Source organism: Clostridium sp. MCC328, from assembly GCF_018785465.1.
In the GTDB taxonomy this organism is placed as follows: domain Bacteria; phylum Bacillota; class Clostridia; order Lachnospirales; family Lachnospiraceae; genus Pilosibacter; species Pilosibacter fragilis.
Genome location: NZ_WQPW01000090.1, coordinates 1 through 23,231 on the forward strand (window position 1 = coordinate 1; position 23,231 = coordinate 23,231).

The 23,231-nt window shown below is 51.4% G+C and carries 21 protein-coding genes; 7 read left to right on the forward strand and 14 right to left on the reverse strand.

Translation table 11 applies throughout. From position 1 onward, the window contains the following. Window positions 1-77: 77 nt before the first annotated feature. On the reverse strand, window positions 78-515 hold the full coding sequence (locus GPK83_RS12300; protein WP_345941812.1) for a DUF6198 family protein: 438 nt from the start codon (window positions 513-515) through the stop codon (window positions 78-80). 455 nt (window positions 516-970) lie between these two features. Beyond that, window positions 971-1,540 (reverse strand): GNAT family N-acetyltransferase, encoded by a 570-nt coding sequence (locus GPK83_RS12305; protein ID WP_215704903.1) that lies wholly within the window; start codon window positions 1,538-1,540, stop codon window positions 971-973. Window positions 1,541-1,863: 323 nt separating this feature from the next. Here GPK83_RS12305 and GPK83_RS12310 point away from each other — a divergent pair, with 323 nt between their 5' ends. Further along, complete coding sequence (locus GPK83_RS12310; protein WP_021904553.1) at window positions 1,864-2,778, forward strand: AEC family transporter; 915 nt, start codon at window positions 1,864-1,866, stop codon at window positions 2,776-2,778. Here the strand turns inward: GPK83_RS12310 and GPK83_RS12315 are convergent. After that, entirely contained in the window at window positions 2,768-3,442 is a 675-nt protein-coding gene (locus GPK83_RS12315; RefSeq protein WP_021904554.1) for a TetR/AcrR family transcriptional regulator, read from the reverse strand. The two genes, GPK83_RS12310 and GPK83_RS12315, sit on opposite strands and share 11 nt — an antisense overlap. 270 nt (window positions 3,443-3,712) lie before the next feature. Here GPK83_RS12315 and GPK83_RS12320 point away from each other — a divergent pair, with 270 nt between their 5' ends. Further along, window positions 3,713-4,822: an aldo/keto reductase gene (locus GPK83_RS12320; RefSeq protein WP_021904555.1), complete on the forward strand. Its 1,110-nt coding sequence runs from the start codon at window positions 3,713-3,715 to the stop codon at window positions 4,820-4,822. A 21-nt stretch (window positions 4,823-4,843) separates the two neighbouring features. Next, entirely contained in the window at window positions 4,844-5,374 is a 531-nt protein-coding gene (locus GPK83_RS12325; RefSeq protein WP_215704904.1) for a DUF3877 family protein, read from the forward strand. A gap of 153 nt (window positions 5,375-5,527) precedes the next feature. Here the strand turns inward: GPK83_RS12325 and GPK83_RS12330 are convergent, their stop codons facing one another. From GPK83_RS12330 to GPK83_RS12340, 3 genes are all read right to left on the reverse strand, one after another. Further along, window positions 5,528-6,496, reverse strand: a complete 969-nt coding sequence (locus GPK83_RS12330) for an L-lactate dehydrogenase (RefSeq protein ID WP_118736668.1) — start codon at window positions 6,494-6,496, stop codon at window positions 5,528-5,530. Between the two features lie 286 nt (window positions 6,497-6,782). Continuing rightward, window positions 6,783-8,297 carry a hypothetical protein gene (locus GPK83_RS12335; RefSeq protein ID WP_215704905.1) on the reverse strand — a complete coding sequence of 505 codons (1,515 nt, stop codon included), beginning with the start codon at window positions 8,295-8,297 and terminating at the stop codon, window positions 6,783-6,785. Beyond that, complete coding sequence (locus GPK83_RS12340; protein WP_215704906.1) at window positions 8,294-9,136, reverse strand: RNA methyltransferase; 843 nt, start codon at window positions 9,134-9,136, stop codon at window positions 8,294-8,296. The genes GPK83_RS12335 and GPK83_RS12340 overlap by 4 nt, the downstream gene beginning before the upstream one ends. Window positions 9,137-9,279: 143 nt before the next feature. Between GPK83_RS12340 and GPK83_RS12345 the strand changes: the two genes are divergently transcribed. Continuing rightward, window positions 9,280-10,689: an MATE family efflux transporter gene (locus tag GPK83_RS12345; protein WP_252196347.1), complete on the forward strand. Its 1,410-nt coding sequence runs from the start codon at window positions 9,280-9,282 to the stop codon at window positions 10,687-10,689. Here GPK83_RS12345 and GPK83_RS12350 read toward each other — a convergent pair. The 8 genes from GPK83_RS12350 to GPK83_RS12385 all read right to left on the reverse strand — a co-directional run bounded on the left by GPK83_RS12350 (window position 10,686) and on the right by GPK83_RS12385 (window position 18,399). Further along, on the reverse strand, window positions 10,686-11,042 hold the full coding sequence (locus tag GPK83_RS12350) for a cupin domain-containing protein (protein WP_117469330.1): 357 nt from the start codon (window positions 11,040-11,042) through the stop codon (window positions 10,686-10,688). The genes GPK83_RS12345 and GPK83_RS12350 overlap by 4 nt on opposite strands. 129 nt (window positions 11,043-11,171) lie before the next feature. Continuing rightward, window positions 11,172-12,182 carry a 3-deoxy-7-phosphoheptulonate synthase gene (gene aroF / locus GPK83_RS12355; RefSeq protein ID WP_215704907.1) on the reverse strand — a complete coding sequence of 337 codons (1,011 nt, stop codon included), beginning with the start codon at window positions 12,180-12,182 and terminating at the stop codon, window positions 11,172-11,174. Window positions 12,183-12,658: 476 nt separating this feature from the next. Next, on the reverse strand, window positions 12,659-13,261 hold the full coding sequence (locus tag GPK83_RS12360; protein WP_117484676.1) for a cytidylate kinase-like family protein: 603 nt from the start codon (window positions 13,259-13,261) through the stop codon (window positions 12,659-12,661). Window positions 13,262-13,575: 314 nt separating this feature from the next. Next, complete coding sequence (locus GPK83_RS12365) at window positions 13,576-14,286, reverse strand: ABC transporter ATP-binding protein (protein WP_015554098.1); 711 nt, start codon at window positions 14,284-14,286, stop codon at window positions 13,576-13,578. Between the two features lie 13 nt (window positions 14,287-14,299). Beyond that, window positions 14,300-15,061 carry an ABC transporter ATP-binding protein gene (locus GPK83_RS12370; RefSeq protein WP_181968366.1) on the reverse strand — a complete coding sequence of 254 codons (762 nt, stop codon included), beginning with the start codon at window positions 15,059-15,061 and terminating at the stop codon, window positions 14,300-14,302. A 1-nt stretch (window position 15,062) separates the two neighbouring features. Next, window positions 15,063-16,139, reverse strand: coding sequence for a branched-chain amino acid ABC transporter permease (locus tag GPK83_RS12375; protein ID WP_215704908.1), 1,077 nt, complete (start codon window positions 16,137-16,139; stop codon window positions 15,063-15,065). A gap of 9 nt (window positions 16,140-16,148) precedes the next feature. Then, window positions 16,149-17,033, reverse strand: a complete 885-nt coding sequence (locus GPK83_RS12380; protein ID WP_215704909.1) for a branched-chain amino acid ABC transporter permease — start codon at window positions 17,031-17,033, stop codon at window positions 16,149-16,151. A gap of 148 nt (window positions 17,034-17,181) precedes the next feature. Then, the gene (locus GPK83_RS12385; RefSeq protein WP_215704910.1) at window positions 17,182-18,399 is read right to left on the reverse strand and encodes an ABC transporter substrate-binding protein; all 1,218 of its coding nucleotides are present in this window, start codon (window positions 18,397-18,399) and stop codon (window positions 17,182-17,184) included. 309 nt (window positions 18,400-18,708) lie between these two features. Between GPK83_RS12385 and GPK83_RS12390 the strand changes: the two genes are divergently transcribed. The 3 genes from GPK83_RS12390 (at window position 18,709) to GPK83_RS12400 (ending at window position 22,980) form a co-directional block, all read left to right on the forward strand. After that, a complete protein-coding gene (locus GPK83_RS12390; protein ID WP_015554102.1) occupies window positions 18,709-19,611 on the forward strand; it encodes a LysR family transcriptional regulator in 903 nt (300 codons plus the stop codon). A gap of 211 nt (window positions 19,612-19,822) precedes the next feature. Continuing rightward, window positions 19,823-20,464, forward strand: coding sequence for a vitamin B12 dependent-methionine synthase activation domain-containing protein (locus GPK83_RS12395; RefSeq protein ID WP_144363878.1), 642 nt, complete (start codon window positions 19,823-19,825; stop codon window positions 20,462-20,464). Between the two features lie 23 nt (window positions 20,465-20,487). Beyond that, on the forward strand, window positions 20,488-22,980 hold the full coding sequence (locus GPK83_RS12400; RefSeq protein ID WP_215704911.1) for a homocysteine S-methyltransferase family protein: 2,493 nt from the start codon (window positions 20,488-20,490) through the stop codon (window positions 22,978-22,980). The last annotated feature ends 251 nt before the right edge of the window (window positions 22,981-23,231 follow it).

Here is a 23,231-nt window from a genome sequence, read left to right on the forward strand (position 1 = left end):
CATGATAATTACCTCTTTTCTCTATTGGATTTATTATATCTTATTAGCCACTACTGTTACAACGTTAGTATAGCACTTCAGTCTGTCGGGATGATCGGAAGTCCGCAGCGGTTGGAGAGGGCGATTCCGAGGCAGATGACGAGATAGCTCACGATAAAATAGACGATCTGGTATCCGATTCCCATCGTGAGGCCCGCGAGGGCGGTCTTATATACATCTAACATCTTACTGAAGGCGAAGCCTACAACGAAGCTGAAGAGGTATGTAGGAACAAACTTTTTCCGTAAGATCATGAGGGCCGTTACGAGAATTCCCTGAAAGATATAAGTCCAGGTTCCGAGTGTCAGAGCCGGGAAGGATTCAGAAAAAGCGTACGGAACGCTGGAAATCGCCGAAATTCCGGCGCCGGAGTCCAGCATTAAGACAACACCGAAACTGTTGATCAAAATCACAATAAGAAGAGCAAGTTCACCGCGCCAGACAGGGCGCTTGTCAGTTCGTTCATTCGTATTCATGTCACATCTCCTGTAAGCTTATATTATGTCAAAATCGAACGTTTACCATTGTAGCGTGCTAAAACAAGATGTGCAAGCCTTTTTCTTCAGCTGGTCAGCCCCTGCGCAGAGAGGAACTTAGCATGTACTGCCTGTGTTCTACAAACAGACTCCCTAATACGGAGAAAACTTAGGTACCGATTGTTTGCTGAAGGAAACAGGCAACCGCCTTTCCTACATTCCGCCAGTACACAGCGCAGGGAGGGCCTGGGGCACGGACCGCCTGGGTGAAGGGATCTGGCTTCCTCTTGGCTCGCCGGAGAGTGCGTTGGAGGACATGTGCCACTTGTCTGAGCGAAGCGAGTTGTGGCACATGTCCTCCGTCCTTAGCATTCTTCGGCAAGCTTAGAGGAACCCTCCCGGAATCCCTCAAGTGTCCGCGTCCCAGGCCCTCCCTGCGCGTACCTCTCGCCAAATTATTCAGTATAGGAATATGGCTTTACCGCCGCCTGATCCAACGTATGTTCCCCAATGATCTTCTCCATCCAAATCATATCATACCACCGATTAAACTTATACCCGCAGTTCTCAAAAGTCCCGCAAAGCCGGAACCCAAGATGCTCATGGAACTGGGCACTGTTCTTATTTAAATACTCGTCCTCAACCTTCGGGTATCCGATGCAGGCATAAAGATTCAGAACGCCCATATCTTTGAGGCGATCAGCCAGAGCTTCATAGAGTTTTCTGCCAAGCCCGCATTTCTTCGCGTTGTGATCCAGATAGATCGTGAGCTCACTGGCCCAGTCGTAGGCGGCGCGCCCAACGAAAGCATGGGCGTAGGCGTAGCCTTCGATCCTGCCGTCACGTTCGATGACGAGATAAGGATATTTTTTCATGATATCGATCATGCGGTTCTCAAATTCTTCAAGGGAAGGAACATCGTATTCAAAGGTGATCACGGTGTTTTCTACATAATAGGTGTAGATCTCAAGGATTCTCGGAGCGTCGGATAATTTTGCGTTTCTTACTGTGATGTTGGCTTCCATGGTGGGACCTCCTTTGTGAGATGGTATAAATTGGGGTTATTGTACCACTAATAGGGAACGGTGACAAGATTTTATATCCGGATGCGCAGGCAGAAGGGAGATGGATTGGTTACTGTACACGGGTAGGAATTTTCTGAACTGAAAATTCCGTACAATACAGTGGTAGTAGTGGATTTTGCCGATTTGGAATGCGAAGCATCGGCAAAATCAGTTACTGTTTGCGCAAGGCGTGAACAGTAACATGGGTTGATGAAAGTGAGGAGATTGACAAGATCAGAGGGGGAGAGGTACAATAACGTCAGTCTGTAATAAAGGAGTACGTGATGGATTTTACAAGTTTATTTAATATGCAGGGAATGATGTTCTGCATCCTTGCGCTGGGATGGTACCTCAGGAAGAGCGGGATGATCGATAAGAGCGGAAAGGCGCTGCTCAGCAGTCTCGTGATGAATGTGACGCTTCCCGCGAGCATTGTGAAATCGTTCCAGATGGAGTTCAGTATGAATATTCTGAAGCTGACGCTGGAAGTGATCGTGATCTCGTTTCTGATCCAGATCTTTTCGAATCTTTTAAGCCGTGTGCTGTATCCAGGCTGGAGCGAGGAGAGCAAAAAGGTTTTGCAGTACGCGACGATCGTCTCAAATGCCGGTATCCTCGGAAACGCCATCGCTGAGGGAATCTTCGGAGATCTGGGAATCATGTATGCGGCGGTCTACACGATCCCGACGAGAATCTTTATGTGGTCGGTGGGACTCACTTATTTTACGGAGGCACCGACGAAGAAAGAGCTTTTAAAGAAGGTTGTGACACATCCATGTATCATCGGAATCTTTACCGGCATGGTACTTCTGGTATCCCAGTTCCAACTTCCCGGATTTGTAAACCAGACAGTCCGGACGGTCGCCGGGGCGAACACGTTCTGCGCGATGCTTCTGATCGGGTGTACGCTCGCGGAAATCCCGTTTAAAGAGGTGTTCACGAGAGAAGTTTATTACTACACGTTTATCAGGCTGTTCCTGATTCCTGTCATCGTTCTGGCGGGCTGCCGCCTGTTTCACATTGATCAGCTGATCACAGCGGTCTGTGTGATCCTGTCCGCGATGCCGGCAGCGAGCACGAGCGTTGTTCTCGCAGTCAAATATGGAAAAGACGACCGCCTTGCAACGAAGATCGTTGTCTTTTCGACGGTCGTCTCACTGATCACACTTCCGGTCTGGTGCTATATTCTTACGGTGTGACGCAGGAATTTTCTCCGGCAGGACCGGAGAGATAGTACCAGAGGTTCATTCGGATAAATTCATACATGTTGAGCCGGAAATCACGTTTTTTATATGGGATTCCGGCTATTTTCATAGCCTCCAGCATAACCGGATTGGAGTGGCAGCTTCCACATAGACCGGCAGCGTGGTACAGGACGGAGAGGAAGACTTCGCTGGCATCATGGGAGCTAAGGCCGAGGCGGACTTCCATGAGCCTGACAAAGGCATCACGGTGTGCATGGTAGCTTGTTTTGAAGCTGGCAAGGCGGCATGCTGTGACATGGACCTCGATGATCGTACAGAGGATATCGCTGTAGCGGAGATAGTCACGGTGCGCGTTCAGGACATCTGCCCAGGCAGCAGCCCATTGATCCGGGGTAAATGGTTTCTCATCGGGAAATGCTGCGAACAGATCGTCAAAATAGGACTGCATTTTATCGGAACAGATCTCAAGGTAGATCTCTTCCTTCGTTGTTACATATTTATAGAGGTTTGCCCGCGTCCAGGACAGCTTTCCGGCAATGGTGGAGAGTGTGATCTCCTGGTAGGGGACAGAGCAGAAGAGCTCGTCCGCCGCGGCCTTGATTTCTGCCATTCTGGCCTGTTTCTGTTCTTCACTTCGCGCTCGTACGAAATCTGTCATGGAATTCACCTCCTGAAGGTCTGATGTAGTTCCCGGCGATCAATAGGATCCGGTCGGTCGGTAGAAATCTGAAAGTTAGTTTAAACTGACCGCAGATAGTATGCTATCATCAAAATAAGTTACAAGATGTTACTTAATGCAGCAGCGGCCGTTGCCGGACCGTGAAAAGTGGACGACGGATCAGCCGGAGAGAACGCGGGAGTATGATCGGGATGCAACGGTGAAGACATTCACCGCCCGTGCCGGATCTATTCAGAAAAGGAGAGCAGCATGGATAAGATTAAAAAGAATTTTGGTTTCGGATGTATGCGTTTCCCTATGATTGGGGAAGAAATCGATGAGGCGCAGGTTTCCCAGATGGTGGATTATTTTCTGGATCAGGGATTCAACTACTTTGATACGGCTCACGGCTACATCGGTGAGAGAAGTGAGCTTGCGGTCAAAAACTGCCTGACGAGCCGTTATCCGAGGGAGAGCTACATTCTTACAAATAAGCTGACGGCCGCTTATTTTGAGAAGGAAGAGGACATCCGCCCGTTTTTTGAGTCACAGCTGGAGCGCTGCGGTGTAGACTATTTTGATTTCTATCTGATGCATGCCCAGGGAATGGGAAACTATCCGAAGTTTAAGGAATGCCATGCGTATGAGACGGCTTTAACCTTTAAGGAAGAGGGGAAGATCCGCCACTTTGGAATTTCTTTCCATGACCGCGCGGAGGTCCTTGAGCAGATCTTAACGGAGTATCCGCAGATCGAAGTCGTCCAGATCCAGTTTAACTATGCAGATTTCGATGATCCGGCAGTTCAGGCCGGGAAATGCTATGAGATCTGCAGAAAGCATGGAAAACAGGTGATCGTTATGGAACCGGTCCGCGGCGGAAGTCTTGCAAATCTTCCGGATGATGCGAAGGCAGTCTTTGAGGAGCTTCACGGCGGCAGTCCGGCTACCTACGCGATCCGTTACGCGGCGGGATTCCCGGGTATCATGATGGTCCTTTCCGGAATGAGCAGTCTGGAGCAGATGAAGGAAAATGTGAGTTTCATGAAAGACTTCAGGCCCCTTGACGAGAGGGAGATGAAGGCGGTCGAGAAGGTGCGCGAGATCTTCCGCGGAAAGAACCTGATCCCGTGTACCGGATGCCGCTATTGTGTCGACGGATGTCCGAAGAAGATCTCGATTCCGGATCTGTTTGCGTGCATGAACGCGAAGAAGATCTACCAGAATACAAATTCAAATGTCTATTATGGGGTCCATACACGGAACAACGGAAAAGCGTCGGATTGTATCAAGTGCGGAAAGTGCGAGAAGGTATGTCCGCAGCATCTTGAGATTCGCAAGCTGCTCTGTGATGTTGCGGATGTATTTGATGTGAAGGCGTAAAAAGAAGGAGAATGGGACAGGATGGGATTTCGCAGACTGGAAGAGAATCTGATCGATCTGGTGAAGGAGCAGCAGGCGAAGCTGGGATTCCGGCCGGAAGTGATACGGCTTTATTATCCGGTGTCCACGCTGAACCACTTTTTCGGGAGTGAGGATACGGCGGAGGAGATGAAGGTGCGTCTGAACGGTTTTGGGGCGCATATGACGGAGACATTGGGAGAAGTCCGCGTGACGGCGAAGGGAGACCGGTTCTGTTTCCTGATTCCGGAGACCGGAAGTGTCTATGTGCATGAGCAGATGAAAGGGCGGGAGTTTATTCAGGATTTGGTGGATCTTGTCGGGACGCATGGATGCAGTCTTGAGAAGATCAGAGAACTCTTCCGTCAGTGGTCCGCAAAGCCGGTGTTTGAAAAGATCGAAGACGGAGATTTCGACTGGGTCTTCCACTTTGCGGATGGGATTCCAGACCGGTATTATTACTGCTTTAAGGATGAGGGCTGTCACCTGATCTACCACCGGTTTTTGCCGGAGGATTACGCGGAATTACAGTAGTTGTAAAAAAAGAATGTCGCGAACAACGAGCCAAAGTCCGCGCTTGCGCGAGACCTTGGCGACTGTCGCGATAACAAGGGGAAACTCGCGAAGCGTGTTTCCCCTTGTTAGGTTAAAAATCTGTCGTTGCTGCGTTCGGCAGATGATATAAGGTTAGCTGATGGCTGCGGAGAGATCAAGCTCTGCAGCTATTTTTTTCAGGGTCTCGGCGGATTCCCGGAGTTTTTCTGCTTCATCTGCGTCCAGTGAGATCGGAACGTGGGTCTCGATCCCGTTGAGTCCCACGATTGCCGGCATGCTGAGGGAGATGCCGCTGATCCCGTATTCTCCATGCATCATGGAGGAGATCGGGAGAATGGAACGTTCGTTTCGGATGATGCATTCGCAGATCCGTTTGACGCTCATGGCGATCCCGTAGTAGGTGGCCTGTTTTTTGGAGATAATGTCGTAGGCGCTGTTTTTTACCTCTTCAGCGATGCGGTCCATGGCGGCATCATGGTTATAGTGGCCGCGCATCTCACAGAAGGTGTTTAACGGGATTCCGGATACGTTGGTACTGCTCCACGCGGCGATCTCGCTGTCACCATGTTCACCGATGATGAAGGAGTGGACGCTGCGGCTGTCGACACCTAAATGTTCACTTAAGGCATATTTTAAGCGGGCAGTGTCTAAGACCGTGCCGGAACCGATGACACGGTTTTCAGGGAAGCCGGAGAGCTTCAGGGCCGTGTAGGTCAGGATGTCTACCGGGTTGGAGACGATGAGGAGAATGCCCTGAAAGCCGCGTCTGGAGATCTCCGGAATGATGCTTTTATAGATGGCTACGTTTTTATGGACGAGATCCAATCTTGTTTCGCCTGGTTTCTGATTGGCGCCGGCGGTGATGATAATGATGGCGGAGTCGGCGATGTCATCGTAGGTTCCGGCATAGATCTTCATCTGACCGGCGAAGGGGATCCCGTGGGCGATATCCTTTGCCTCGCCGTCGGCTTTCGCTTCGTTGGCGTCTAAAAGGACGAGCTCGGAGAAAAGGCGGCTCTGCATAAGAGTGAAGGCAGTGGCGGAGCCAACGAAGCCGCAGCCGATGATCGCTGCTTTTCTTGGGTTGATGGTCTGAGTCATATGGGGTACCTCCTGTATTTGCAAAATTGTGTTGGTTTGGTAACTGTTCAGTAGGTCTGCGCACTCGCTGCGCTGACCGTAATAAAACACAGGCTTGAAGGCAAAAATCCCATCGGCGAAGCCGATTTGGAATGGATTTTTGCATGTAACTGTGAGGCACTGAACAGTTACTTGGTTTGCTATGCGATGGGCTTAGTATAGCATAACCAAAATAAAATGTATGTTGTGGATACAACGAAAATGGAAGAAATTGTTAAAAAAATAACAGAAGGTCAAAGCTTAAAATTTACTCGTTGTAGGAACCGGTCGTGATCGTATATTTGCCAGTACCCTGCACAAATACAGTGCCGTCTGTGCCGGCGATCGTCACGCTTTTGCCGTCATCGCCTGTGATGGAGCCGTTACAGGTGAGGGAGGTGACGGTGCTGTTTCCGGTTACGGTCCAGGCAGAGAGGGCGTCTATGGTGATGTCGCAGGTTCCGTCTCCGCCATCACCGGCGTTTGTCTCGTCCTGAAGGATGGAACCTGTCAAGATGGTGCCGCTTGTGAGCTTCAGATCCAGATTACTGATGCTGTCCCAGAGGATGTCGCCGCTCATTTCCTGGGAATCTGCGGTAAAGGTGCAGTCAGCACCATTATTTCCGGACTGGCCCCAGCCGCGTTTGTTGGCATTTCCTGTGCATTTTAAGAAAAAGTTATTGGACGGGGAGTAGGTGATGTCCACATTCTTAAGATAGAAGGAACTCTCCGTGTTTGTCGTATAAAAGAGGCCGCCGTTTAAGGAGGTCAGGCTGCCACCGTCCATGGAAAATTTGCTTTCGCCGACTTCTGAGTCACCGGACATGCTCTGATAGAGGATGACGGTCCAGTCGCAGTCATTCTGTTCATTTTCCGGAATGTTTCCGGAGAGAGAGCAGTTTGATAGAGAGAGGGAGTTCAGCCCTTCGATGCAGACAGCCTCGGAGTTTTCAGCAGTGAGCGCCGCGTTGTTGACGGTAATGTCGGCGGTACAGTAGACTGCCGGGGAGCCGGTTCCCCTGGAGGTGTAGGTACCACCATCGACGGTCATGGTACCGCCGCCGCGGTCGCTCCGGATCGCCGCAGAGGATTCACCGTTTGTCTCAACAGTGAGGTTGGAGGCAGTGAGTGTGCCGCCGCCTGCCACATGAATACCGCCGGAGGTATCCTGCTTTGTGGTGATCGTGGTGTCGGATACGGTGACTTTGCCGTCGCCGTAGCTGAAGACACCTGCACCGCCTTTTGCATCGGTGGTGATGGTGCCGCCGGTCAGTGTCAGACTGCCGTTGGTGGCAAGTGCTGCGGCACCGGTTCCGTAAAAGCTGGAATTATCGCCTCCGGTGCTGTCAGCGGAGTTGCGGTCCATCGTGAAATTTTTTAAGGTGACCTTCGCGCCGTCGGTGACGAGAACTGCGCTCTCATCAGCTCCTGTGGAGGTGTAGGTCTTTCCGTCCTCCTCAGTATCGGTGGAGTAGCTTGAGACTGCCGTATAGGATGTCGGAGCAGCGTTCTGTCCGCCCGGGCCTCCGGGACCTCCCGGACCTCCGTTTCCGCCGTCCGGCGGTGCCGGTTTTCCATCCAGGCTTCCCTGAGCCCCATCCGGCGGATTTCCGGGTTTATCGGAGTTTTCTCCCGGAGCGCCGTCCGGTTTGTCAGCCGGAGCGGAGTCGGACGTTTCGGTCACCTGCGCGGTGGCAGCGGTGGAGTCAGCAGCTTTTTGACCGCATCCTCCGACTATAAGAGTACCTGCAAGAACCATGCAGAATAATGCGTGTTTTTTCATGATATCATATCCTTTCTGTTTTTCGTCAACTCCCAGAATGCCACCGCGCTGGCTGCCGCCACATTCAGCGAATCTACCCCATGGGCCATCGGGATCATGACCGTATGATCACACCCGCCGATGGTTGCGGAGGCGAGGCCGTCCCCTTCTGTGCCTAAGATCACGGCGAGTTTTTCGGCACCAAGAAGCTTCGGCTCATCAATGGAAACGGAATCTTCTTTCAGCGCCATGGCAGCCGTCTGAAATCCCAAAGATCGGAGCGCTTCAAGTCCGCCGCAGGAGAGATCCGCGTTTTTCGGAAAACAGGTCCACGGGATCTGGAAGACAGTTCCCATGCTGACTCTGGCGGCTCTCCGGTAGAGGGGATCGCTGCAGCCGGAGGTCAGGAGCACCGCGTCCATTCCAAGGGCCGCGGCGGAGCGGAAGATCGCCCCGATATTTGTGGGATTCATGACATTCTCAAGGACAGCGATCCGGTGTTTTCCCTCACAGATCTCCGCCACAGACGGCAGGCTCTTTCGCTTCATGGCGCAGAGCAGGCCGCGGGTTAAGGCAAAGCCGGTGAGGTTTGTCAGGAGATCGAATTTTGCGGTGTACACAGGAAGCTCCGGGTAAGCAAAAAAGAGCTTCGGGATCAGGTCGTCGGCCTGTTTTTCTTCGATGAGGACAGCGAGCGGTTCATACCCGGCATTGAGGGCGCGCTCGATCACATTCGGGCTTTCTGCGATGAAGATCCCCGGTTTCGGTTCGTTGATATGGAAAAGCTGGGACTCGGAATATCTGGAAAAAAGATCGAGTTCCGGCGCTGTGAGATCAGTGATTTTTTTGATCTGCGGCATAAGAAAAATCTCCTTTGGTTTTCATAAGATCAGGGACCGTTCAGTCACTTGACATCCCTGGTCATACATGATACGATTATTTTAGTTACAATGTGTCACTTAAACGACAAAAGTCCGTACTATGCGGACAATACCTGAAGCATATGAAGGACGAATGGTCTGATACTGAGGGAGGAAATGGCATGGGATTAGTCCGGAAAAGGGCAGGAGCCGGTAGTGGGAAGAAGGATGGGAATCTGACAGAAGGTCCGATCGGACGAGGACTTTTCAGGTTTATGATCCCGATCTTTTTAGGACAGCTTTTACAGCAGCTTTACAATATGGCGGATGCCTGGGTCGTCGGAAATTTCGCGAGCAATGATGCCTTCGCGGCGGTGAGCTTATCATCAAATGTGAATATGTCGGTGATCACGTTTTTTGCCGGGATCGCTGTGGGCGGCGGTGTCGTGATCTCGAAATATTTCGGGGCACAGGATGAGGAAAAATTACGGTGCGCGGTGCACACAAACTTTCTTCTGGGAATCGTGTTCTCGGTTTTCGCGACGCTCATCGGTTTGTTTTTTGTTCCGATCCTTCTCGGCTGGCTCAACACGCCGGACAGCGTGATGGTGGAGGCGAGACTGTACTTCGGAATCTATTTTGCCGGTGTCTCCACCGTCATCATGTACAATATCTGCATGAACATCATGAGGGCAGTGGGGGACAGTGTCCATCCCCTGTATTATCTGATCTTTTCTTCTATAGTAAATATGATCCTGGATCTGATCTTTGTGGGGGGATTTCAGTGGAGTGCCGCAGGCGCTGCTGTTGCCACGGTGATCGCCCAGGGATTGAGTGTTTTATTATGCATGATCCGCATGGTGAAGGATGGAGGGGCTGCGACGATCCATTTTAAGGAGCTTCGCTTCAATGGCTCCATGATCCGTCAGGTGATCACACAGGGACTTCCGACGGGACTCCAGAACTCCGTGATCAGTGTCGGAAATCTTGTGGTCCAGTCAAATATCAATACCTTCGGAGCTTTCGCAATCTCCGGACAGGGGGCCTTCGCGAAGCTTGAGGGGATTGCCTTTCTTCCGATCATGAGCATGTCCATGGCGCTGACAACCTTTGTGAGCCAGAATCTCGGTGCCGGGAAAGCGGACCGCGCGAAGAAAGGTTCCGTGATGGGTGTGGCGTTCGGAATGGCGATGGCGGAGCTTGTAGGAATCTGTCTTTTTATCTGGGTTCCGATCCTGCTTCGGATCTTTGTGGATGTGCCGGAAGCAATCGAATTTGGAACGATCCACGGAAGAACGGTTGCCTTATTTTTCTTTTTGCTGGCGTTCTCCAACTGCGCGACGGGAGTACTCCGCGGCGTGGGAAAATCCATTGTCCCGATGTTTACGATGCTGATCTGCTGGTGCGGTATCCGCGTGCTCTACGTGACGATCGCGATCCGGATTATTCCTGTCTTCCGGACGATCTCCTCAGCGTACCCGCTGACGTGGACGCTGAGTTCGATCATCTTTATCGTGTTCCTGCTTCGGATGGACTGGGACGCGCGGGTTTAGATCTCTTTTCCACGCTCATTGATCACAAGTGCCATGATCTCAAGCGGCTCATCAAAAGGATTTTTGATCGCGTGGCTCTGGCCAACCTCGATGACACAGACATCGCCCGGGTGGATCTCGGTCTCAGTGTGATCGTTGTCCTCAAAGATTCCCTTTCCCTTGAGAACGTAGTACGGCTCGGTGTTTTCCACATGCTGATGGAATCCGATGCTGGCGTGGGCTGGGATGATCACGTGGGCGTACATGGACGCGTGTCCCATGAGCTCATCCTTGTTTAAGATATGACGGATCTCGATCGTTCCGTCGCCTCCGCGCAGATTTGGAACAAAAGCAGTTTCAGTGTTTCTGACCATCGTGTGAACCTCCATGAATCTTAATAGTCTGCAACCGTCCGGCAGGCCGGCGCATTTCCAGCGCCGACCTGCCGTTTCATTGCGGTGTGATTTAAATATTATACTGCATATTCAGGAAAAGAACAACGATTAACCGAGAGAGTGGAAGAAATCCGCAGCTTTATCGACTTTTTTCATCAGATGGTCGAACATTTCCGGCGTCAGGGACTGGGCACCGTCGCAGAGGGCTTTCTCAGGGTTATTGTGGACCTCGATCATGAGACCATCGGCTCCGGCTGCGATAGCTGCCATGGCAAGGGGCTCCACCATGAAGCGGATGCCTGCCGCATGGCTCGGGTCGACGATGACCGGAAGATGGGTCTTTTTCTTTAACATCGGGATCGCGGAGATATCCAGCGTATTTCTGTAGGAAGTCTCAAAGGTGCGGATGCCGCGTTCGCAGAGGATGACTTTTTCATTTCCACCTGCCATGATGTACTCCGCACTCATCAGAAGCTCGTCTAAGGAGTTTGCAAGACCGCGTTTTAAGAGGATCGGCTTGTCGATCTTTCCAAGGACCTTCAAAAGCTCGAAGTTCTGCATGTTTCTTGCGCCGACCTGTATGATGTCAACGTCGTCAAAGAGCGGAAGATGCTCCGCACTCATGATCTCTGTGACTACCGGGAGACCGGTGGCTTTCTTTGCCTCTAAGAGAAGGTCAAGACCCTGCTCGTGAAGACCCTGGAACGCGTACGGGGAAGTTCTCGGTTTGAAAGCACCGCCGCGGAGGAAGGCTGCACCGGAACGCTTTACGTCCTCAGCAACCTCTGTGATCTGTTCCTTTGTCTCGATGGAGCAGGGGCCTGCGATGACCTGAAAGCTGCCACCGCCGATCTTTCTGCCGCAGACATCGATGACTGTGTCGTCCGGGTGCATGGAGCGGTTTGCCTTCTTATACGGTTCACGGATCCTGCGGACATCATCAACGACGTCGTTGGCCTTTAACCAGTCTTCATGGATCCGGCTTGTGTCACCGATGAGACCGATGAGGGAGGCCTCGGTTCCTTCGGAGAGATGGAGCTTAAATCCCTGATTTACAAGCTCTGTCTTTAAATTCTCTACTTTTTCTTTGTTGGCATTTCTCTTTAAAATAATGATCATAATCTTATTCTCCTTTATATGACAGGTTTAGGTTGGGTTTGCTTTATAAAAACGCTCTGGAAAATGGATATTCCTGTATTCGGCTGGTACCGTAGCCGAAAAGCAGGAACTGCTTCATGCATACGTTTGAGGGCATCCGGAAACAAAAAAGCCGGTGTCTGCTGCAATCGCAAACACCGGCTCCGCATTTTCTTTTACGTTTCCGAAGGATCTAAAGCCCTTCGGTCGGAGAGGGTTGTTTTTTGCAGCAGAAACAGTCCGCGCAGTAATAATAGCCCGGAAAATAATAAAAAGAATAGGATGCAAAAAGATTCATCATCTGGTTCTTCATATCTGCTGTTCTCCTCTCTGAAGATTACCGCCGGATTCATTCTCTCCGGCTACTGAAGCTATCATAACGCTGTCGGGCGGATTTGTCAACAGAAAAATTCAATAAGTTGAAGTTTTACGCTTTTATGCGATAAAGAAAATTCCTGCTATCCCAAAGTGACTGAATTCGCAATGATCTCCACACACCGCTCGATCCCGAGCGTGCCGCTGTTTAAGCAGAGGTCATAGTTCTTCGGTTTGCCCCACTCATTTCCGCTGTAATACTGGTAGTAATCCCGGCGCTTCGCGTCCACAGCGCGGATGCGGCTTTCAAGCTTTTTAAGATCCTCCGGCTCCTTCTCAAGTCCCTGGATCCGCTCCACACGCTTTTTGAAGCTGGAGCAGATAAAGATGCGGAAAGCGTCCTCGACGATCACATCGGAGCATCTGCCAATGATCACGCAGGGACCGTTTGCGGCAAGCCGCTGGATGATCTTCGACTGGATCACGAAGAGCTGGTCGGAGACCGGGACTTCGTATACAGGTGAGAAAGGATCCACAGTGGCATAATCATCGTAGTTGATCCGTTTCTGACCAGCGATCACTTCATCGTTCGCATGAAAAAGATCTTCCGAGATATTGCTGTCCTCGGCCGCCATGGCGATAAGTTCTTTATCGTAAAAAGGAATGCCGAGTTTTTTTGCGAGACGAAGACCGACCTCGCGGCCTCCGCTGCCGAGTTCGCGGCTGACTGTAATGACTTTGCTCATAATATCTTCCTCCCCTGTACATGATTTTTCTTCTTTTTTCTGCACAGTTTCAGTGCTGTCTGCTAAGAGTATACCATAAAATCCGTCAAAACGTTACATAATTTTCATGGATTCACATATTTGTAAAAAAATGTTACTTTTCATGGGTAGGAATTTTCTGAACTGAAAATTCCGTATAATACCGTTATGGCCGCGGATTTTGCCGATTCGGAATGCGAAGCATCGGCAAAATCCTGTTACAGTGCGCGGGCATGGAGTGCCCGTGTACTGTAACAAGAATACGGTCCGTGCCAGGCACAGACCGTAACTTCTGATTATTCACTCAAATAAGCCTTTTTAACCTTATCATCATTCATGAGCTGCTTCGCGTCGCCGCTCAAAACGATCTTACCGGTCTCCAGTACATATGCCTGATTCGCGATGGAGAGCGCTTTTTTCGCGTTCTGCTCGACTAAGAGAACCGTCACGCCGTCGCGGTTGATGCTCTGGATGATGTCGAAGACTTCATTTACATAGATCGGAGACAGACCCATGGACGGCTCGTCGAGAACGATGAGCTTCGGATGGCTCATAAGGGCGCGTCCCATGGCGAGCATCTGCTGCTCACCGCCAGAGAGAGTACCGGCGGGCTGGTTCACACGCTCCTTTAAACGCGGGAAACGCTGATAGATCATATTGAGCGTCGCATCCATCTCTGCCTTATCTTTTCTTGTGTAGGCACCGAGCTTCAGATTCTGGAGAACGGTGAGGGTGGAGAAGACGCGGCGTCCCTCCGGAACATGGGCGATTCCCATGCTGACGAGCTTGTAGCCGGGGATCTTTGTGATATCGGTTCCTTCGTACATGATATGTCCGGAACGGGCGCTCAAAAGACCCGTCACGGTGTGCAGTGTTGTCGTCTTTCCGGCACCGTTGGCACCGATCAGAGCGACGATCTCTCCCTGATTTACATCGAAGGAGATTCCTTTTAACGCCTGGATCACGCCGTAGTAGACTTCCAGATCTCTTACTTCTAACATTGCCATGATTGTTCTCCTCCTATTCACCGAGATAAGCTTTGATAACTTCCGGATTGCTTAAGACTTCCTGAGTAGGACCTGTGCAGAGGACCTGACCAAAGTTTAAGACGGTAAGACGCTCACAGATACCGCTGACGAGCTTCATGTCGTGCTCGATTAAAAGGATCGTCATTCCGAAATGGTCGCGGACGAAGCGGATCGTCTCCATCAGCTCCGCGGTCTCATTGGGGTTCATGCCGGCAGCCGGTTCATCGAGAAGAAGAAGCTTCGGCTCCGTCGCAAGGGCGCGGGCGATCTCGAGCTTTCTCTGTTTTCCGTAAGGAAGGTTGGAGGCCTTGAAATCACATTCTCCGTCAAGTCCGAATACCTTTAAGAGTTCCATGGCCTCCTCGTCCATCTCTTTTTCCACCTTGTAATACCGCGGAAGGCGGAGAATTCCCTCAAGAGTGGAGTAGGTGTGGTGGTTGTGGAGTCCGGCCTTTACGTTGTCGAGAACGGAGAGGTCCTTAAAAAGGCGGATGTTCTGGAACGTACGGGCGATACCGGCTTTGTTGATGTCGGTAGTGGACTTTCCTGTAAGGTTCTGGCCGTCTAAGAGGATCGTTCCTGTATCCGGCTTGTAAACGCCTGTCAGAAGGTTGAAGATCGTGGTCTTTCCGGCACCGTTCGGTCCGATGAGTCCGTAGAGCTGGCCTTTTTCAATGTTGATGGCAAAATTGTTGACAGCCTTTAAGCCTCCGAAGGAGATGCTTAATCCTTTTACATTTAACATGTCTGACATTTTAAGCTTCCTCCTTTCCGGAATGGGCAGCATGCTGCGGTTTTAAGCCGCCGAAGATCCGCTTGCGGAGCGTGATGAACTGCGGAGCGGAGTTGAAGAGCATCGCGAGGATCAGGACGATGGCGTAGATCAGCATACGGTAGTTGTTTAAACCTCTTAAAAGCTCCGGGAGCAGGTAGAGGATAACGGTTGAGATCACGGATCCACGGATGCTTCCGATTCCGCCGAGAACCACGTATACAAGGATCATGATGGACATGTTGTAGCCGAAGTTCTTCGGGAGAGCAGTAAGTGTCGTAAGGTTGTGGGCATAGAGAACGCCTGCAACGCCTGCCAGAGCAGCGGAGATGCTGAACGCCAGCAGCTTGTATTTTGTGATGCTGATTCCGATGGACTCAGCGGCGATGCGGTTGTCACGGATGGACATGATCGCGCGGCCGGTTCTGGAATTTACAAGGTTCATGACGATGATCAGTGTGATCAGGACAAGAATGATGCCGATCGTGAAGGTGGCTGCCTGCGGGGTCCCTGTGATCCCCTGAGGTCCCTTGATGAGGACTTCGCCGCCGTCCTTTAAGCCTAAGGACATGGAGTCCTTGAAGGAGATGTGGAAGCCGTCAGCGTCGCGTCCGAGGAATACGGCGTTTACAAGGTTCTTGATGATCTCGCCGAAGGCAAGAGTCACGATGGCGAGATAGTCACCGCGCAGACGCAGGACCGGAATACCGATCAGAATGCCGAAAACGGCAGCGACGGCAGCGCCGATAAAAATGGCGATCACAAGACTTACGGTCGGATCGATCGCGCCCTTCATGCACTTGGAAAAGAGGGCGCCGGAGAAGGCGCCGACACACATAAATCCTGCATGTCCGAGGCTCAGCTCACCGAGGATCCCGACGGTCAGGTTTAAGGAAACCGCCATGATCACGTAGATACAGAAAGGAACGAGGAGTCCCTTTAAAAGGCTGGATACATATCCGGTGCCCATGAGCACTTCCATGATGATCCAGGCAGCAACGACCATGCCGAGCGTGATCATATTGTTGATAAAGAGTTTCTTTTTTGCTGTACTTTTCATGGGAATCACCTACACTTTCTCGTTCAGTTTTTTGCCCAGGATTCCGGTCGGACGTACTAAGAGGACGATGATCAGGACGGAGAATACGATCGCGTCGGAGAGCTGGGAAGAAATATATGCTTTTGACAGGATCTCAATGATTCCCAGAAGGATTCCGCCGATCAACGCGCCGGGGATGGAACCGATTCCGCCGAATACGGCTGCCACGAAGGCCTTGATGCCGGGCATGGATCCTGTGTAAGGAGTCAGGGACGGATAGGCGGAGCAGAGTAAAACACCGGCCACGGCAGCGAGGGCGGAGCCGATCGCAAATGTGAGCGCGATGGTTCCGTTTACGTTTACCCCCATCAGGGTGGCGGCACCGCGGTCTTCCGATACGGCGAGCATGGCCTGGCCGGCCTTCGTCCTGTTGATAAAGGCGGTAAGTCCGATCATGATCACGATACAGGAAACGATCGTCACGAGAGTCTCACCGGTCACTGTGATGGCACCGTCCGCGAACTTCAGAGCCGGGATCGTTACGACAGAGGTAAAGGACTTTGTGTCGGCTCCGAATAAGAGGAGAGCGATGTTCTGTAATAAGTAGCTGACGCCGATAGCCGTGATCAGGACGGACAGCGGAGAAGCGTCACGCAGCGGTTTGTAGGCGACACGCTCAATGACGATACCGAGCACGGTACACACGATGACAGAAAGGAGAACGCTTAAGAAGACCGGCATTCCCATACTGTGTGTCGTGATAAAGACCACGTAGCTTCCGACCATGATGATATCGCCATGGGCGAAGTTTAACATTTTCGCGATTCCATAGACCATGGTGTATCCAAGCGCGATGATCGCGTAGACACTGCCAAGGCTGATTCCATTGATTAAGTAGTTGATAAAACCCGTCATAAATTTTACACCTCGGTATGTTTTCATTAGCTGTGGGCCAGTTTTTCGGGGAACAGTTCAGGCACATCATAACGCAGGACCGTGAAAGAAACAAGAGGATTGCCGAAGCGACAATCCTCTTAACATGATGCCATTCTTAAATGATCGATTACATCGCCTGATATGCGCCGTCTACGACTTTGACAGCCTTCGGTGCCTTGTGCGGTTCGCCATCCTCTGTCCAGGTCATGTCTTCACCGGTAAGACCATTGACTTTGATCTTTAACATAGCCTCTTTCATCTTATCGCAGGTATCGCTTACAGATGTCTCCGGTGTGATGTCAGCCTCTTCCATGGCAGCTTTGATCGCGTAGATCGCGTCATATGCGTCAGCAGCGAACTGGATCGGAGTCTCGCCATAGTTCTCTTTGTAAGAAGTTACAAATTTCTGGGTAAGCTCATCCTGAGCGTCAGCAGCAAACGGAGTTAAGAGCATTAAACCTTCAGCAAGCTTTGTATCAAAGTTCTCAACCTGAAGGATACCGTCCATACCGTCGCAGCCGAAGAATTTCGGAGCGTAGCCCATGGTGTCAGCCTGCTTGAGGATCAGAGATGCCTCTGTGTAGTAGATCGGAAGGAATACGAGGTCAGCGCCTGCGTCCTTTGCCTTCTGGAGCTGTGTGGAGAAGTCCTTGTTGGAATCAGCTGTGAATGCCTCGGCGTCCACGATCTCAAGACCCTGGTTTGCAGCCTCAGCAGCGAATTTCTCGTAGATACCGCTGGAGTATACATCGGAGCTGTCGTAGATCACTGCGATCTTTTCCGCAAGTTTGTTCTCAGCAATGTAAGTTGCGGATGCAGCACCCTGATCCGGATCGGAGAAGCATACACGGAACACGTTCGGGTTCTGCGCACACTCAACAGAGGAGCCGGACGGTGTGATCTGGAACATATTGTCAGCATTCGTCTTATCTGCAACAGCTACACATGGAGCGGAGGTTACAGTTCCCATGAGGACCTGCATGCCCCAGTCTTTTAATGTGTTGTAGGCATTGACGGATTTCTCGGCGTCGTGCTCGTCATCCTGGAAATTAAACTCGATCTGGTATCCGTTGATACCGCCGTCAGCGTTGATCTCATCAACAGCGGTCTGGGCGCCGTTCTTAACTGCGAGACCATATACAGCAGCCGCGCCTGTGACCGGGCCGATACCGCCGATCTTGAATACTTTGTCGGAAGATGCTTCACTGGAAGCGCCAGCAGCGGCTGTTGTCGCGTCAGCTGCTGCAGCGGCAGTTGTCTCGGTTGTGGAAGATGAGCTTCCGCAGGCAGTTAAAGAAGTCGCCATTGCAAGTGCAAGGCTTAAACTTAAAACTCTTTTTTTCATAATTGATTCCTCCTCTGGAACTTGTTATCATGATAACCGTTCAATGCTCTGTCGAGTTGCAGTGAAGCGGTTAAAGATTATTTTGAATTATAGGGAGTTTGTTTCAAAATGTCAAGCAAATTTATTTTTTAACGAAAAAATTGTTGCAGTTTGGCTCTGCAGCGCACGGACCGCAACGACCAGAGCCGGTGTGCCTTTGCGGAATGGCGGTTCGGATTGACAAAATGACTCACAGTGGATAAAATTTGACATATCAGGAGCCGGGAAGGGAAAACAACAGGCCCGGATCCACCCGAAAGGAGACGTGTTATGACGCTGACGCAGTTAAAGTATGTGATCACCATCGCGGATACCGGTTCCATGAATGAAGCGGCGAAGCTTCTTTTCATATCCCAGCCCAGCCTTTCGTTGGCGCTCAAGGAGCTGGAAAATGAGATCGGGACAGAGCTTTTTAAGAGAAGCAACCGCGGCGTTGTCCTGACACCGGAAGGACAGGAGTTCTTAGGCTACGCGAGACAGGTAACGGAACAGTATAAGCTGATGGAATCCCGGTATATTGAGAAAAAGAACGTGAAGAAGAAATTCGGCGTTTCCATGCAGCATTACACCTTCGCGGTAAACGCGTTTATCGAGATGGTAAAGCAGTTTGGTATGGATGAGTACGAGTTTGCGGTCCGGGAGGAGAAGACCTATGAGGTCATTGAGGATGTGAAGACGTTCAGGAGTGAGATCGGGATCCTGTATCTGAATGATTTCAACCGGAAAGTGCTCACAAAGCTTTTCGATGAGTCGGATCTGGAATTCTGCCCGCTTATGGACTGCGGGATCTATGTATATCTCTGGAAAGGCCATCCGTTAGCGAACCAGAAGGAGATCACCATCGAGGAGCTTCAGGAGTATCCGTGCCTTTCCTTTGAACAGGGAAATTACAACTCCTTCTATTTTGCGGAGGAGGTGCTGAGTACCTACAGCTATAAACAGCTGATCAAGGCCAATGACCGGGCGACCTTGTTAAATCTGATGGTAGGCCTTAACGGATATACCCTCTGTTCCGGAATCCTCTGTGATAATTTAAACGGTTCCGATTACTGGGCGGTGAAATTAAAGTCCGACGAGGTCATGACCATCGGATACTTAAAGAGAAAAGGGATTGCCCTGAGTCCGTTGGGACAGAAATATCTGGAGGAGATCCGGAAATTTGAAGGCATGTAGCATGCTGAATGGCAATAAGAAAAAACTATAACCAGACACATGGTGGATATATTGGACGATGGCGGATCAGACGTGATATGCTGATAAAGATCTGTCAGGGAGAGGATATGCGGACAGATCATAGGAAGAGAAATAGTTTAACTTCTGGTTATGGGAAGCTTAACTGCCGGTTATACGATCTATTATAATAAGGAAGGAACTCGTTCAAATCATGCAGACGGACAGAAAAGAAGCGCTCCGATATCTGGGGCTTGGAAAACATGAACCGGATCCGGAGACGGAACGGCTTTTGGAGGAATGCATCCGGGAAGCGGAACGCGCAGCGGAGTTCAGGCACCTCGTGCGGGAGTATCCGCTCTCTGTGGAAGAGGACGGAACCGTCGATGGCGGCTGTTTCCGGGTAAAGAGCGCAAATTTAAAAAAGAACCTGTCCGGCTGTGATTCCGTGCTTGTGATGGCGGTCACCGTGGGGGCGGAGGTAGACAGACTTCTCGCCCGGTACGGAAAGCTTTCTGTCGCGAAAGCGGTGGTCATGCAGGCCGCTGCCGCCGCAATGGTGGAGGCGTACTGCAATGAACTGAATGCCGGGTGGAAAAAGGAGTATCTGGAAAAAGGGCTTTATCTGAGACCAAGATTTTCACCGGGTTACGGAGATTTTCCACTATCGGCCCAGAAACAGATCCTTGACGGACTGGAGGCAGGAAAACGGATCGGGATCACACTGACAGAGGGTTATCTGATGATGCCGTCGAAGTCGGTGACGGCGGTGATCGGGGTGAGCCGGGCACCGGCAGCCTGTGTGATCGAGGGTTGCGAGGCGTGTGGAAAGAAAGACTGCGCGTTCAGAAGATAAGTTGAAGAAGATAGGAGAGAGCCATGGGAATTCTGGAACTGATGAAGGAGAGACGAATTTATTTTGACGGAGGTATGGGAAGCCTTTTGCAGGCCCGGGGCCTGAAGCCCGGCGAACTTCCGGAAACATGGAATCTTTCCAGACCGGAGATCATCACGGAGATCCACAGGGAGTACCTCGATGCGGGATCTGACGTGGTGACGACGAATACCTTCGGCGCCAACCATTTTAAATTTAAAGAGGAGGATGGATATTCCGTAAAAGAGATCGTGACGGCGGCGGTTCGAAATGCAAAAAACGCCATCGCGGCGGCCGGACATGGTTACGCGGCTCTGGACATGGGACCGACGGGAAAACTCTTAAAGCCATACGGTGATCTGGAGTTTGAGGACGCCTATGAGGCATATAAAGAGGTAGTCCTCATCGGAAAAGCGGCTGGCGCGGATCTTGTGATCATCGAGACCATGGGCGACGGATATGAGCTTAAAGCAGCAGTCCTGGCGGTGAAGGAGAACAGTGATCTGCCGGTATTTGCGACCGTCACGCTGGATGAAAAGGGAAAAATGCTGACCGGGGGCAACGTGGAGTCTGTGACGGCACTCTTAGAGGGACTGGGAGCCGATGTGATCGGTTTAAACTGTGGTCTCGGGCCGATCCAGCTGCTGCCGTTTATGAGAGATATGGCGAAGGTGTCCTCCACCCCGATCCTCGTCAACCCAAATGCGGGACTGCCGAGAAGCGAGGGTGGAAAGACCGTTTACGATATCGATGCCGATGAGTTTGCCACGGCGATGCAGGAGATGGCGAGAAACGGGGCGATGGTACTCGGCGGCTGCTGCGGAACGACACCGGAACACATCCTTAAGACAAAACTTGCCTGCGATGATATTCCTGTCTGTGAAATTACGGACAAAAACCGCACGGTGATCTCCTCCTACTCCCACGCGGTGACATTCGGTGGCAGACCGATCCTGATCGGGGAGCGGATCAACCCGACGGGAAAGCCGAAATTCAAGCAGGCGTTGAAGGATAAGGATCTGACCTATATTTTATCCATGGGTGTTGCCCAGCAGGAGAGCCGCGCCGATGTTCTGGATGTCAATGTGGGACTTCCGGGGATCGATGAACCCCAGATGATGGTGGATGTGGTAAAGGAACTTCAGGGTGTTCTGGATCTGCCTCTTCAGATCGACACCTCCGACCCTGTGGCCATGGAGCGGGCGCTCAGGATCTACAACGGAAAACCGCTGATCAACTCGGTAAACGGAAAGAAAGAGGTCATGGAGCAGATCTTCCCGCTGGTAAAGCATTATGGCGGTGTGGTGGTTGCTCTGGCTCTCGATGAGAACGGAATTCCGGAGACGGCGGACGGACGACTTGCTGTTGCGAGAAAGATATACGAGACAGCGGCATCCTACGGGATCCCGAAAAAGGATATTCTCGTGGACTGTCTCTGCATGGCGGTGAGCTCCGATAAGAACGGGGCGCTCACAACACTGGAGACCGTGAGAAGAGTGCGGGATGAGCTTGGAGGAAAGACAGTCCTCGGTGTCTCCAACGTGTCCTTCGGACTTCCGATGCGTGAGAACATCAACTCTTCTTTCTTCCTTCTCGCAATGCAGAACGGACTTTCTGCGGGGATCGTGAATCCGAATCTGGAAGCCATGATGCAGGCCTATGACAGCTTCCTTGTGCTGTCAGCTCAGGATGAGAACTGCGCGGGATATGTGGGAATCTATGGTCCGAAGGAAGCGGAGAAGAAGAGACAGAAAGAGATCTTAAAGGCGGCGGCGGTGAACCAGGCAGCCGGGGTGAGTGGAGCGGCAGGCGCAGGAAACAGCAATGGAGCCGGAAATACGTCCGGCACAGGCACAGGAGCGGCGGATACCGGATCTGCGTTAAAAAAGAGCATTGTAAAGGGAATGTCTCAGGCGGCAGCCGATGCAGCGAAACTCGCCTTGAAGGACACGGATGCCTTAGAGCTCATCAATACGGATATGATCCCGGCCCTCGACGAGGTAGGAAAAGGCTTTGAAGCCGGAACCGTGTTCCTCCCGCAGCTTTTGATGAGTGCGGAGGCGGCGAAGGCAGCGTTCGCCGTCGTGAAGGAGTCCATGGAGGCTAACGGAGAGGTTCAGGGGAAAAAGGGAAAAGTGATCCTCGCCACAGTTAAAGGCGATATCCACGATATCGGAAAGAATATCGTGAAGGTCCTTATGGAGAACTACAGTTTTGACGTGATGGATCTCGGACGTGATGTGCCGCCGGAAACCATCGTGGAAGCGGCGGTGAAGGAGCACGTGCCGGTGGTGGGACTCAGTGCCCTCATGACGACAACGGTTCCGGCAATGGAGGACACCATCAAGGCGCTCCGGAAGGATGCACCATGGGTGAAGGTCATGGTTGGCGGTGCAGTCCTGACACAGGAGTATGCAGATGCCATCGGGGCGGATGCCTATTGTAAGGACGCTATGGCTTCGGTGAATTTCGCGACGAGCGTGATCGGGGAAGCGTAAAAGATAAGATGATATTTTCAACTGCCAGGTCTTTCCTTGAAACCTGGCAGTTCGCTGTCCCTCCCCAATATGCCTGCCCATGACGTGTTCAGACCATAACCGAAAACAGCTCCTGTATGTCATGCGTGAGCGATAACAAAAATATCAACAGAACTATGGATTTTTCTACCGCGATACGGTATAATGATAGTTACTGTATAAGTCTGTGTCTGCAATTGCCATGTTTTTGGTATGGCGCGGGAAAATGATGC

Excerpts from the sequence above, each read along its gene's own strand:
- GPK83_RS12300 (WP_345941812.1), bottom strand. The coding sequence starts at position 515 with ATGAATACGAATGAACGAACTGACAAGCGCCCTGTCTGGCGCGGTGAA.
- GPK83_RS12305 (WP_215704903.1), bottom strand. The coding sequence starts at position 1,540 with ATGGAAGCCAACATCACAGTAAGAAACGCAAAATTATCCGACGCTCCG.
- GPK83_RS12310 (WP_021904553.1), top strand. The coding sequence starts at position 1,864 with ATGGATTTTACAAGTTTATTTAATATGCAGGGAATGATGTTCTGCATC.
- GPK83_RS12315 (WP_021904554.1), bottom strand. The coding sequence starts at position 3,442 with ATGACAGATTTCGTACGAGCGCGAAGTGAAGAACAGAAACAGGCCAGA.
- GPK83_RS12320 (WP_021904555.1), top strand. The coding sequence starts at position 3,713 with ATGGATAAGATTAAAAAGAATTTTGGTTTCGGATGTATGCGTTTCCCT.
- GPK83_RS12325 (WP_215704904.1), top strand. The coding sequence starts at position 4,844 with ATGGGATTTCGCAGACTGGAAGAGAATCTGATCGATCTGGTGAAGGAG.
- GPK83_RS12330 (WP_118736668.1), bottom strand. The coding sequence starts at position 6,496 with ATGACTCAGACCATCAACCCAAGAAAAGCAGCGATCATCGGCTGCGGC.
- GPK83_RS12335 (WP_215704905.1), bottom strand. The coding sequence starts at position 8,297 with ATGAAAAAACACGCATTATTCTGCATGGTTCTTGCAGGTACTCTTATA.
- GPK83_RS12340 (WP_215704906.1), bottom strand. The coding sequence starts at position 9,136 with ATGCCGCAGATCAAAAAAATCACTGATCTCACAGCGCCGGAACTCGAT.
- GPK83_RS12345 (WP_252196347.1), top strand. The coding sequence starts at position 9,280 with ATGAAGGACGAATGGTCTGATACTGAGGGAGGAAATGGCATGGGATTA.
- GPK83_RS12350 (WP_117469330.1), bottom strand. The coding sequence starts at position 11,042 with ATGGTCAGAAACACTGAAACTGCTTTTGTTCCAAATCTGCGCGGAGGC.
- aroF (WP_215704907.1), bottom strand. The coding sequence starts at position 12,182 with ATGATCATTATTTTAAAGAGAAATGCCAACAAAGAAAAAGTAGAGAAT.
- GPK83_RS12360 (WP_117484676.1), bottom strand. The coding sequence starts at position 13,261 with ATGAGCAAAGTCATTACAGTCAGCCGCGAACTCGGCAGCGGAGGCCGC.
- GPK83_RS12365 (WP_015554098.1), bottom strand. The coding sequence starts at position 14,286 with ATGGCAATGTTAGAAGTAAGAGATCTGGAAGTCTACTACGGCGTGATC.
- GPK83_RS12370 (WP_181968366.1), bottom strand. The coding sequence starts at position 15,061 with ATGTCAGACATGTTAAATGTAAAAGGATTAAGCATCTCCTTCGGAGGC.
- GPK83_RS12375 (WP_215704908.1), bottom strand. The coding sequence starts at position 16,139 with ATGAAAAGTACAGCAAAAAAGAAACTCTTTATCAACAATATGATCACG.
- GPK83_RS12380 (WP_215704909.1), bottom strand. The coding sequence starts at position 17,033 with ATGACGGGTTTTATCAACTACTTAATCAATGGAATCAGCCTTGGCAGT.
- GPK83_RS12385 (WP_215704910.1), bottom strand. The coding sequence starts at position 18,399 with ATGAAAAAAAGAGTTTTAAGTTTAAGCCTTGCACTTGCAATGGCGACT.
- GPK83_RS12390 (WP_015554102.1), top strand. The coding sequence starts at position 18,709 with ATGACGCTGACGCAGTTAAAGTATGTGATCACCATCGCGGATACCGGT.
- GPK83_RS12395 (WP_144363878.1), top strand. The coding sequence starts at position 19,823 with ATGCAGACGGACAGAAAAGAAGCGCTCCGATATCTGGGGCTTGGAAAA.
- GPK83_RS12400 (WP_215704911.1), top strand. The coding sequence starts at position 20,488 with ATGGGAATTCTGGAACTGATGAAGGAGAGACGAATTTATTTTGACGGA.